Here is an 11,030-nt window from a genome sequence, read left to right on the forward strand (position 1 = left end):
GGGCGGCACCCCACCGGGGTGCCGCCCTTCGTCGTACGCACACGCGGTCATGAGGACCGCGGGCCGTGGGCCGGTCTACGGCTCGAACTTGTAGCCGAGACCGCGGACCGTGACCAGATAGCGCGGGGCGCCCGGGTCCGGCTCGATCTTGGCGCGCAGGCGCTTGACGTGGACGTCCAGGGTCTTGGTGTCACCGACGTAGTCGGCGCCCCAGACCCGGTCGATGAGCTGCATACGGGTCAGCACGCGGCCCGCGTTGCGCAGCAGCATCTCCAGGAGGTCGAACTCCTTCAGCGGCAGGTCGACCTTCGAGCCGGAGACCGTCACCACGTGCCGGTCGACGTCCATGCGGACCGGTCCGGCCTCCAGGGCGGCAGGGGTCACCTCCTCCGGCTCGCCGCGGCGGCGCAGGACGGCCCGGATCCGGGCGACCAGCTCGCGCGAGGAGAACGGCTTGGTGACGTAGTCGTCGGCCCCTATCTCCAGCCCGACCACCTTGTCGATCTCGCTGTCCTTGGCGGTCACCATGATCACCGGGACGTTGGATCGGCCGCGCAGCTGGCGGCAGACCTCGGTGCCCGGCAGACCGGGCAGCATCAGGTCGAGCAGGACGAGATCGGCGCCATTGCGCTCGAACTCGTCGAGACCGTCGGGCCCGGTGGTCGCGATGGCGACCTCGAAGCCCTCCTTGCGGAGCATGTAGGACAGGGCGTCGCTGAAGGACTCCTCGTCCTCGACGACGAGCACTCGGGTCACGGAAGGACCTCCGGGGCGGGAAGCGGTTCATACGGGGAAGAGACGGTGGTCGTCCCGTCGGGCCGGCCGTCCTCGTCTTCGAGGTCGGCCGGATGGTCGGTCGCACGGTCACGGGAGGCACCCGGCTCCGGCAGCCGCAGGGTGAACGTGGAGCCCTGTCCCTCCGAGCTCCACACCGTGACCTCCCCGCCGTGCGAGGCGGCCACATGCTTGACGATCGCGAGACCCAGGCCCGTACCGCCCGTGGCACGGGAGCGGGCCGGGTCGACGCGGTAGAAGCGCTCGAAGATGCGCTCCTTGTCCTTGTCGGAGATGCCGATGCCCTGGTCGGTCACGGCAAGTTCGATCATGTCCCCGCCGGTCGCCGGCACCCTGCGGGCGGCGATGCCGACGCGGGTACGGGCGGGCGAGTAGTTGACGGCGTTCTCCACGAGGTTGCCGAGGGCGGCGGCCAGCTGGCCGCGGTTGCCCCAGACATGCAGATCCGCGGTGCCTCCGGCGGCCATCGTGATCTGCTTGGTGCCGGCCTGGTGGCGGCAGCGGTCGATGGCCTCGGCGACGAGTTCGTCGACCCGGACGGGCTCGGCGTCCTCCAGAGGATCGTCGTTCTGCACCCGGGACAGGTCGATGAGCTCCTGCACCAGGTTGGTCAGCCGGGTGGCCTCGATCTGCATACGGCCCGCGAAGCGCTCCACGGCCTCGGGGTCGTCGGAGGCGTCCATCACGGCCTCGGAGAGCAGCGACAGGGCGCCCACCGGCGTCTTCAGCTCATGGCTGACGTTCGCCACGAAGTCACGGCGCACCGCCTCTATCCGCCGGGCCTCGGTGAGGTCCTCGACGAGCAGCAGCACCAGCCGGGAGCCGAGCGGGGCCACGCGGGCGGAGACGGCGAGGGCCTCTCCGCGCCCGGTGCCGCGGCGCGGCAGGTCCAGCTCGACCTGGCGTATCTCGCCGTCCCGGCGGGTGTCGCGTGCCATCTGGAGCATCGGCTCGACGGCGAGTTTGCCACCGCGCACCAGGCCCAGGGCATAGGCGGCGGAGCTTGCCTTGACGACGGCGTCGGACTCGTCGAGCACGACGGCCGAGGACCGCAGCACGGACAGCACCGTGTCCACGCCCGGCGGAAGCACGGGGTCCGTATGCAGGGAGGTGCGGGTGGGGCGCTTCTGGTCGCGCTCGCTCCAGCGGAACGCCAGCATGGCGATGACGCCGGTGAGCACTCCGGCGATCGCTGCCGCTGCGGCGACCGCCGCGTTCACGTCCATGCACCCAGGTTAGGCACGTCCTGACACTTACCCACAGCCATGCGAGTGCGACCTCGAACACTCGTCGCCCAGAGTTCACCTTGGAGCCAGTGTTGATTCATTTCAGATGCCGGAAACAGTCGCGTACGGCCCGGAACGTGGGAGCGTGGGGACCGTAGGGCGCCGTGTCCGCCGTGTTCGCCATGGTGACGACGGGCCCCGGCCCCCGGCCCCCGGAACAGACGTAAGAGAGGGAACCCTGATGCGGGACGCGTACCACGAGGAACTTGACTCGATCGGCGAGGGTCTGGTCGAGATGGCCCGGCTCGTCGGGTCGGCGATCGGACGCGCCACGACGGCGATCCTCGACTCCGACCTCAAGCTGGCGGAGACCGTGATCGAGGGCGACAAGAAGATCGACGATCTTCAGCACGACCTGGAGGCGCGCGCGATAGCCCTCCTCGCCCGTCAGCAGCCGGTGGCGACGGACCTGCGTATCGTCGTCACGTCGCTGCGGATGAGCGCCGACCTGGAGCGCTCGGGCGACCTCGCCCAGCACGTCGCGAAGCTGGCCCGGCTGCGCTTCCCGGACCGCGCCGTCCCGCAGGACCTGCACGCGACGATCCTGGAGATGGGCCAGCTCGCGCAGCGCCTGATGGCGAAGGCCGCGGAGGTCATCGTCACGAAGGACATCGACCTGGCGATGCAGCTGGAGCAGGACGACGACGAGATGGACCTCCTGCACCGCACGCTCTTCCAGCACCTGATCGACGACCGCTGGAAGCACGGCATAGAGACCGCCGTGGACGTCACCCTGCTCGGTCGCTACTACGAGCGCTACGCCGACCACGCGGTCGCGGTCGCGAAGCGCGTGGTGTACCTGGTCACGGGTGAGCACGCCGACGATCTCCAGCAGGACATCCAGCCGGTGACGGGCGTCGAGGGCGCCTGACCGCCGTCCGGGCCTGCCGGGGAAGCGGCCCCAGCCGGGGGTCGAAGGAGCCCGGCCGAGGGCGGGCGAGCCTCCGTGCGCCGTTGATGCGCCCGCTCCGGCGGGCATGCAATGGGTACAGGCGCAGTCTCGTCAGACTTCGAGGAGAGACCCATGGCCGAGGCCCCCAGCACGCCCGACCCCACGCAGGAGCGCGAGACCCAGCAGCCCGTCGAGATCAAGAGCCTGCCTCTGGTCGGCGCGTGCGGCTGCGGCTCCGGCTGCGGATGCGGATGCCAGTCGGGTGCACCCTGCCAGTGCGGCTGACGCCGCAGGGCACACGATCTCGACCGGTACGACCACCATCGATCACTGAGCTCTAGGAGAGGGGCCCGGCCTACGCGGGGCCCCTCACCTGCATGCCGCCATGTCCGCGTGCCTGCCCCTGTGGCTCCGTGGCAGCCGGGATCGCGGGAGCGCAGCATGGAGAGGGGAGCACGCGGGCGCACCCGGAAGGAGGTGCGGGCCATGACTCAGTTCATGGACGTGCACCACGACATGCAGGGCATCACGGACGAGCAGCTCAAGCGGGTCCACCGGGCCGACCTCGCCGTGGAGAAGGAAGAGGGTGTGCACTTCGAGCGGGCCTGGGCGGACCCGGAGTCGGGCACGGTGTACTGCCTCTCTGAGGCCCCCTCGGCCGAAGCGGTCCGCCGCGTCCACGAACGCGCGGGCCACGCACCCGACGAGATCCACGCGGTGCCGCTGTCCATCTGGTGACCGGCCGGCCGCCGACCGGCCGGGAAGTCATGATGCGGGCATCCCGCCCATGCCGCCGCCGGTGAGACCGGGGGCCAGCGCGGGTGCCCAGAAGACGGCGACGGCGAGGGCGAGCGAGACGACGCCCACGACACGGGCCACCAGAAAGCCGCCCGGCAGCAGCTTCTCCGCGGCGACGACGGCGGCCAGGCCCGCCATGGCCCAGAGGTTCATCACCCCGAACGCCGCGAACAGCAGCATCAGGGACCAGCAGCACCCCAGGCAGTACGCGCCGTGGTGCACGCCGGCCCGCAGATGGCGGGAGGGTCCGCGGTACGACGCGTAGTGCAGCATCAGGCCGATCGGCGACCGGCACTTGGCGAGGCAGCGATCCTTGAGGCTGCCGAGCTGGTAGACACCGTTGACCGCGAAGACGGCGGAGGCCACCGCCGTCCCCGTCGTGACGTGCGCGGTCGCGACCCGGTCCGCGCCCACCGCCAGGGCGTACGCGGGCAGCCCCGCCAAGGCCCACACCAGCACATAGCCGAGGGTGAACGCGGTCATGCGCGGCGTCCGGTGCGCGGTGACCGTCCGGGCGTACAACGCGGCGACGGGCGCCGTGGCGGGCAGCATCATCGCGGCCGTCATCACCGTCCAGACGGCCACGAAGGCGAGCAGGTCGCCGGTCATCGCGCGGGTTCCCATGTCGCCCCGGCGCAGCAACAGCCAGACCCAGGCGGCGGCAGCCGCGCACAGCACCAGCCCGGTGGGACCGGCGGTACGGCGGACGGTGACCGCCGTCCTGGTCACGCCGACCACGAGAAGGGCGCCGCGTGTCCGTTGCGGCCGGTGAAGTCCCATGAGCGGCCGTGCACGTCATGTCCCCTCGCCCGGGTGGAACGGGCGACGGTCAGCGTGCTGTTCGCCGGATGGAACATCCCCGTCAGTCGCATCACCGGTCCGTCCTCGCCGAACTGCGGGGCCACCTGGTCCTCGATCTCGATGTCGATGGCGTCCGCCACCCGCACGGCGTGCCGTCGGCCGTCGTCGCGGTAGGCGATGGGGACGCGTTCGACGCCGAGGACCTCGCCGATCAACGGGGCGAGCGCCGCCATCGGCCCGCCCGCCTGCCCGGAGAACACCTTTCCCAACGCGTCCGCCTGGCTGTCGTCGGCCGAACCGTCCACATACAGGGCCACCTGCCAGCCGCCGTCGGCCATCACGCGAGGTGTGTCCGCGAAGACGACGACAGTCCGGTCCGACACCTCCACGCCGTCGACCTCTCCCCGTTCCACATGGAACGCCAGCGTCAACCGGCAGCGCTCCTGGTCGGCGGGGGCGGTGAGGCCGGAGGTGGTGCAGGGACACACGACGTCGCAGTTGCAGCTCTCCAGGTAGGTGCCGCTCAGATTCCAGGCCATGGCTCGTCCCGATGTACGTCCCGGGCCTGTGCGCCTCCGTGGCCCGGGGGCCTTTCTCCCAGGCTAGTGCTGTGGCCGGGGCCGCCGTGTCATACGTCGCCGGACGCCTGGCCCCGGCCGACCATGGCGGCCGGGTCGACGGTGCGGTCGAACTCCTCGGCGCTGACATAGCCGGAGGCCAGGGCGGCCTCGCGCAGGGTGGTGCCCTCGTCGTTGGCCTTGTGGGCGATGGCGGACGCCTTGTCGTAGCCGATCACCGGTGACAGCGCGGTGACCAGCATCAAAGAGCGGTTGACGAAGTCGTCGATCCGGGAGCGGTCGAGCCGGGCGCCCTCGATGCAGTACCGGCGCAGCTTGTCGCAGGCGTCGGCCAGGATGCCGGCCGCGTGCAGGAAGTTGTTGATGATCACCGGTCGCATGGCGTTCAGCTCGAAGTTGCCCTGCGAGCCGGCGAAGGCGACGGCCGTGTCCTCGGACAGCACCTGGATGCAGACCATGACCATCGCCTCGCACTGGGTCGGGTTGACCTTGCCCGGCATGATCGAGGAGCCCGGCTCGTTCGCGGGGAGGACCAGTTCGCCGAGGCCGCAGCGCGGTCCCGAGGCCAGCCACCGGATGTCGTTGGCGATCTTCATCAGGGACACAGCAAGGGCGCGGAGCCCGGCGGAGGCGCCGACCATGGCGTCCAGTCCGCCCTGGGCGGCGAACTTGTTCTCGGCGGTGACGAACGGGTAGCCGGTCTCGGCGGCGATCTCGGCGGCGATCTGCTCGCCGAACCCGAGTGGGGCGTTCAGCCCCGTGCCGACGGCGGTGCCGCCCGCGGCCAGCTCGAACAGGCCCTCCGCGGACCTGGCCACCCGGTCCACGGCCTGCGCCAGTTGGTGGGCGTAGCCGGACCACTCCTCCCCGACGGTGAGCGGGACCGCGTCCTCCAGATGCGTACGGCCGATCTTCACCACATCGCGCCACTGCTCCGCCTTGTCCTCGATGGCCCGCTGGAGCGCCTGCGCGCCGGGCAGCAGCTTTTCGTGGACCGCCTTGACCGCGGCGATGTGCATCGCGGTGGGAAAGGTGTCGTTGGAGGACTGGCCCATGTTGACGTGGTCGTTGGGATGGATCGGGGACTTGCTGCCCAGCTCGCCCCCGACCAGTTGGATCGCCCGGTTGCTGATCACCTCGTTGGTGTTCATGTTGGACTGCGTCCCGGACCCGGTCTGCCACACGTACAGCGGGAAGTTCTCGTCCAGCTTGCCCGTGATGACCTCGTCGGCCACCCGCTGGATCAGCTCGGACTTCCAGCCGGGCAGCCGCCCGGCCCGGCCGTTGACCAGCGCGGCGGCCTTCTTCACATGTCCGTAGGCGTGGTAGACCGCCTTCGGCATCCGGTCGTCCCCGATGGAGAAGTGGATCAGGGACCGCTGCGTCTGCGCGCCCCAGTACCGGTCCGCCGGGACCTCGATGGCCCCCATGGAATCGGTCTCCCGGCGGGTGCCGGTCGCGTGCAGGCCGATGGGCAGATCGAGGATCTTCGGCGCGGGCTCGTGCAGGGCCGAGGTGGTCCGCCCGGAGCGCGCGCTCATGACGCCGGTCCGTCGGTGTAGACGGGCTGCCACATGGCGTCCCGGACGGCGCGCCCGGGATCGTCCGGCTTGTGGCTCGCGACGCCCTCGTTGACCGCCGCGCCGACCACGGCGGTGGCGGTGATGGCCGAGGACTGCCGCAGGTTCTCCACCGGCGGCAGCAGGGAGGCGCCCGGCGTGGAGACGTCGACCTGGTCCGCCACCGCCTGCGCGGCCGCGAGGAGCATGCCCCCCGTCACTCTCGACGCGCCGGAGACGATCGTGCCGAGCCCCAGCCCGGGGTAGAGCATCGCGTTGTTGGCCTGCCCGATCTCGTAGGTGACACCGCCGAACTCGACGGGCGGGACGGGGATGCCGACCGCGACCAGGGCCTTGCCCTTGGTCCAGGCGATGACGTCGGCGGGCATAGCCTCGATCCGCGAGGTCGGGTTGGAGATGGGGAAGACGATCGGCCGCTCCGTGCCCTCGGCCATGGCCTCGACCACCTCGCGGGTGAACGCCCCGTGCACCGTGGAGGTGCCCAGCAGGATGGTCGGCTTCGCCTGGCGCACGGTCGTCGGCAGCGAGATCGCGCCGTCGTCGGCCGGCCAGTCGGCGACCTCGGCCCGGTCGCGCGCGTAGGGCCGCTGGTAGTCCCGCAGATCGTCCATGTCACGGGTGAGCAGGCCCTGCTTGTCGATCAGCCAGACCTGGGCGGTGGCCTGCTCGGGGCTCGCACCGTCGCGGATCATGGCGTCCCGCAGCTGGTCGGCGATGCCCACCCCGGCGGTGCCGGCCCCGAAGACCACGAGCCGCTGGTCCCGCATCGGCACGCCGCTCACCTTGACGGCCGACAGCGCCGCGGCCAGGGTGATCGCGCCGGTGCCCTGGACGTCGTCGTTGAAGATGCGGTAGGTGCCCGCGTACTTCTCCAGGATCCGCCGGGCGTTCCCGGGGCCGAAGTCCTCGAAGTGCAGCAGGGCGTCGGGGAACATCGACGAGGCGGTGCGCAGGTACTTCTCGATGAACGCGTCGTAGTCGGCGCCACGCACGCGTGGGTGCCGATTGCCGATGTACAGCGGGTCGTTCAGCAGGGACTTGCGGTCCGTGCCCACGTCCAGCGACACCGCGAGCACCCGGCGCGGGTCGATCCCGGCGGCCGCGGTGTACACCGCGAGCTTGCCCACGGCGATCTGGATCCCGCCCACACCCCAGTCGCCGATGCCGAGGATCTCCTCCGCGTCGGTGCACACGATCAGGTCCACGTCCTGGGGCCCGAGCCGGAACGTGGCGAAGGCCTTCTCCATGTCCTCGGGCCGGTCGATGGACAGAAAGGCCCCTCGCGGGCGCCGGTACTCATGGGAGTACTTCTCGATCGCCTCGCCGACCGTGGGGTCGTAGACGATCGGCAGCAGGTCCACCAGATGGTCGGTCAGCACCTTGAAGTACAGGGTCTCGTTACGGTCGTGCAGTTGCTCCAGGCCGACGTTCTTGGCCAAGTCGCTGCCCTGGGCCTGTATTTGCCGGTATGCGCGCTCCGCCTGCTGCTCCAGGGTCAGCACCCCGGACGGCAGGCGCCCGGTCAGGCCGAGGGCATCGCGCTCCGCGTGGGTGAACGCCATACCGCGATTGAGAAAGGGATCCGCCAGAACGCCCGGGGTGGCCGGAGTCGGAACGTTCTTCTCGCCCATGATGGCCTCCTGTCGCGCTGTGCGGCCGTCGCGTGTCGCGCACCCCCCACCCGGCGCCGGACCAAGCAAGCCACCCACCCCTGCTACCACTGTGCCCCCACAGCCCCGCCGCCGCCCGCCGATCTTGCTGCGCCATGTCTTCCGGGGCCCGGCCACCCACGGCGTGACCTGCGGCTGCGTCGGAACGACCGCGCAGATGCCTTCCCCCTTGGCCTGTGCGAGCGGCAATCGCGAGGCTTCGTTCATCCCTGAACTGTTCGCCCAGGCGTCCCGCGGCCGGGACGGAGACAGCCGGGCGAACAGGGAAGCGGCATGGGCGCCTGAACGCCTGCGGCCGGTGATCGACGACTTCTATCCTGCCCCCGTGAACGGCCAGTCTCTCGAGGGCACAGTTGTCCGCCTCGTCCCGTTGTCCCCCGACCACGCCGACGCCCTGTTCCGGTCGGCGTCCGACCCCGAAGTGTGGCGCTGGATGCCCCGGCCGCGCCCCGCAACCGTGGCCCAACTGCGCGGGATGCTCGCCGAGATGACCGCCGCCCCGACCCGCCGCGGCTTCGCGGTGCAACGCCGTGACGACGGCAGGGTGATCGGTTCCACCAGCCTCTACGACGTCGACCTCGAAGAGAGCCGTGCGGAGATCGGCGCGACCTGGTTCGACCGCTCCTGCTGGGGCGGCCCCTACAACGTGGAGTCCAAGCTCCTGCTGTTCGGCCACGCCTTCGACGACCTGCGGCTCGCCCGGCTGGCGCTGCGCACCGACAACCTCAACGTACGGTCCCAAAGGGCCCTGGCCCGCCTCGGCCTGACCTACGAGGGAACCCTGCGCAGCCATATGCGCCGCCAGGACGGCACCCGCCGTGACTCGCTGTACTACAGCCTGCTGGCCGACGAATGGCCGACGGTCCGCGAGGCGCTCAGGGCCCGGGTCACGGCGAAGACCGCCGCGGCCTGACCTCGGGCGGGCATCAGACAGGCCACCAATGCGCGTCGGCCCGGGCCCGGGCGCCGACTGGCCGCCTCAAGTGTCAGAGACGCTTGAGCAGCTCAGCCTTCTTCTCCGCGAACTCCTCGTCCGTGAGGATGCCGGCGTCGTGGAGCGACGCGAGCTTCGCGATCTGCTCGACAACATCCGGCTGAGCTGCGGCCTCGGCCGGTGCCCCATGCTTGCCTCGCTGGATCACCGAAGAAGCGAGGTCCAAGATCTTCTCGCTCACGCCAGGCTGCGCCGGGAGGGGCTCCGAAGACTCGGCCTGCGCGGAGGTATCAGTTACGACCTGCCGGCCCTCGAGCAATACGGAGAAGATCATGAACAGCTTCTCCGGCAACTCAATGATGGACTGATTGCCGTCGGCCCAGTTCACGCGGACGGTGTGCCCGGATTTCATGGCAGCCCCGAGGCCGGCACCGACAGCCTTACCGATCACCCCGGGCAGAGCAGCCTTCGCGGCAGCCTGGCCCATGACGCCGGCGACACCTTCCCTCGTCGAGAGTTCCTCCCACTCGAGCACGGTCTCGGCGTTGAGCTTGTGCCGCTTGAATGGGTTACGTGGGTGCTGGATGGTGAGTCCGCCATGGCCTGAGAGAACGCTGCCGCTCGCCAAGTGGCCGCCCACTACGCGTCCCTGGTTCGTCAGCGCCTGCAGAATCGCCATTCGCGAAACGTAGAGCAAGACTTCGGCCCGAATCAAGCCCAGGAGATCAGCCGGACCTCGTCGACGGGTCGAGAGGCTCAGGCGGGTCGTCGTACGACATCTGAGCCTCCTTGAAGACGAAGAACTGGTACGAGAGGCACAAGCCGAAGATCCGCATCGTCGACGCCGTGACTCTGGCCGTGGGCTCACGCCCGGACCAGGTGGGAGCCCCTACACAACTTCCTTGGACGCAACCGTTGGTAGCTACCGCCGTCGGTCGTCGTTGCCGTCATCACAGTCGCCGCGTAGCGGTCGCTGCAGTTTGTGCGGCAACGGGTACCGCGTCGCGGACTTCGGAGTCGTCCACAGCCGTTGATATGCGCATCGATCGGAGTGAGAGCATGGTCAAGTGGACGTAGCGACGCACTTGCGCGGCCTCATGGGCTCCTTGAGCGGGGCACTACGGAGTCTCGGAATGGGGGCCGGAGGACTTGGCGCGCGCCGCGATGTTCTTGACCGAACTCGCGCCGCAGGCCCTGCGGGTGTTCGAGTACCTGCTGCGCAACCCTGGCCGGAGGATCCACTGCACGGAGCTGGTGGATAGGGTCCTGGGCGGACCGAACGAGCGTGATCCGGCGCGGCGCGTGGCGGGTGTGCTGTCCGGGATGAGCAAGGGACACAGCAACAGTGGGCGGCGGCTTCCGTTCTACTGGTGGGAAAATGCCGTTCTTGCCCGGCACAACCAAGAGCGCCAAGCGGTCGGCGTGCCACCTTTGGTGTGGAGTAAGCAACTCGCCGCCGATGCGCAGGCCTGGGCCGCTCTCGGAACGGGGAAGCACAGCGACCCTAATAAGGGACAAAGGCCCGCAGGCCAGGGCGAAAGCCTATACGAAGCCTGGGGAACCCCCATGCCCCCTCGTGCCTCCATAGCCCGTGATGCGGCGGTCATGTCCCCTGTAGTGGTGTAACCGTGCCGGGTTGATCTTCAGCCGGATAGATCTTGTCCATGCTGCCTTCGGGCAGGTAGCGGCGGGGGAA

At 69.9% G+C, this 11,030-nt stretch carries 11 protein-coding genes; 4 read left to right on the plus strand and 7 right to left on the minus strand.

Features of this window, described 5'->3' with window-relative positions; genetic code table 11:
• Positions 1-75: 75 nt before the first annotated feature.
• Positions 76-756: a response regulator transcription factor gene (locus tag ACFY2Z_RS10645; protein WP_009340348.1), complete on the minus strand. Its 681-nt coding sequence runs from the start codon at positions 754-756 to the stop codon at positions 76-78.
• The gene (locus tag ACFY2Z_RS10650; RefSeq protein ID WP_311694486.1) at positions 753-2,021 is read right to left on the minus strand and encodes an ATP-binding protein; all 1,269 of its coding nucleotides are present in this window, start codon (positions 2,019-2,021) and stop codon (positions 753-755) included. Before ACFY2Z_RS10650 ends, ACFY2Z_RS10645 begins: the two co-directional genes overlap by 4 nt.
• 241 nt (positions 2,022-2,262) lie before the next feature.
• Between ACFY2Z_RS10650 and phoU the strand changes: the two genes are divergently transcribed.
• Positions 2,263-2,952, plus strand: coding sequence for a phosphate signaling complex protein PhoU (phoU, locus tag ACFY2Z_RS10655; RefSeq protein ID WP_390743790.1), 690 nt, complete (start codon positions 2,263-2,265; stop codon positions 2,950-2,952).
• 507 nt (positions 2,953-3,459) lie between these two features.
• Positions 3,460-3,711 (plus strand): SCO4226 family nickel-binding protein, encoded by a 252-nt coding sequence (locus ACFY2Z_RS10660; RefSeq protein ID WP_311694483.1) that lies wholly within the window; start codon positions 3,460-3,462, stop codon positions 3,709-3,711.
• Between the two features lie 27 nt (positions 3,712-3,738).
• On the opposite strand, the gene ACFY2Z_RS10665 is transcribed toward ACFY2Z_RS10660, so the two are convergent.
• From ACFY2Z_RS10665 to ACFY2Z_RS10680, 4 genes are all read right to left on the minus strand, one after another.
• The gene (locus tag ACFY2Z_RS10665) at positions 3,739-4,500 is read right to left on the minus strand and encodes a DUF2182 domain-containing protein (RefSeq protein ID WP_390743791.1); all 762 of its coding nucleotides are present in this window, start codon (positions 4,498-4,500) and stop codon (positions 3,739-3,741) included.
• On the minus strand, positions 4,497-5,111 hold the full coding sequence (locus ACFY2Z_RS10670; RefSeq protein ID WP_390743792.1) for a DUF1326 domain-containing protein: 615 nt from the start codon (positions 5,109-5,111) through the stop codon (positions 4,497-4,499). Before ACFY2Z_RS10670 ends, ACFY2Z_RS10665 begins: the two co-directional genes overlap by 4 nt.
• Positions 5,112-5,200: 89 nt before the next feature.
• Positions 5,201-6,691 carry a class II fumarate hydratase gene (gene fumC / locus ACFY2Z_RS10675; protein WP_390743793.1) on the minus strand — a complete coding sequence of 497 codons (1,491 nt, stop codon included), beginning with the start codon at positions 6,689-6,691 and terminating at the stop codon, positions 5,201-5,203.
• Positions 6,688-8,361, minus strand: coding sequence for an NAD-dependent malic enzyme (locus ACFY2Z_RS10680; protein ID WP_390743794.1), 1,674 nt, complete (start codon positions 8,359-8,361; stop codon positions 6,688-6,690). Before ACFY2Z_RS10680 ends, fumC begins: the two co-directional genes overlap by 4 nt.
• 364 nt (positions 8,362-8,725) lie before the next feature.
• On the opposite strand from ACFY2Z_RS10680, the gene ACFY2Z_RS10685 reads away from it, so the two are divergent.
• A complete protein-coding gene (locus ACFY2Z_RS10685; RefSeq protein ID WP_390743795.1) occupies positions 8,726-9,313 on the plus strand; it encodes a GNAT family N-acetyltransferase in 588 nt (195 codons plus the stop codon).
• Between the two features lie 73 nt (positions 9,314-9,386).
• Here ACFY2Z_RS10685 and ACFY2Z_RS10690 read toward each other — a convergent pair whose 3' ends face one another.
• Positions 9,387-10,013 carry an SHOCT domain-containing protein gene (locus tag ACFY2Z_RS10690; RefSeq protein WP_390743796.1) on the minus strand — a complete coding sequence of 209 codons (627 nt, stop codon included), beginning with the start codon at positions 10,011-10,013 and terminating at the stop codon, positions 9,387-9,389.
• Positions 10,014-10,498: 485 nt separating this feature from the next.
• Between ACFY2Z_RS10690 and ACFY2Z_RS10695 the strand changes: the two genes are divergently transcribed.
• Positions 10,499-10,960, plus strand: coding sequence for a DUF6416 domain-containing protein (locus ACFY2Z_RS10695; protein WP_390743811.1), 462 nt, complete (start codon positions 10,499-10,501; stop codon positions 10,958-10,960).
• Positions 10,961-11,030: the final 70 nt, after the last annotated feature.

Source organism: Streptomyces sp. NPDC001222, from assembly GCF_042896945.1.
Taxonomy (GTDB): domain Bacteria; phylum Actinomycetota; class Actinomycetes; order Streptomycetales; family Streptomycetaceae; genus Streptomyces; species Streptomyces gibsoniae.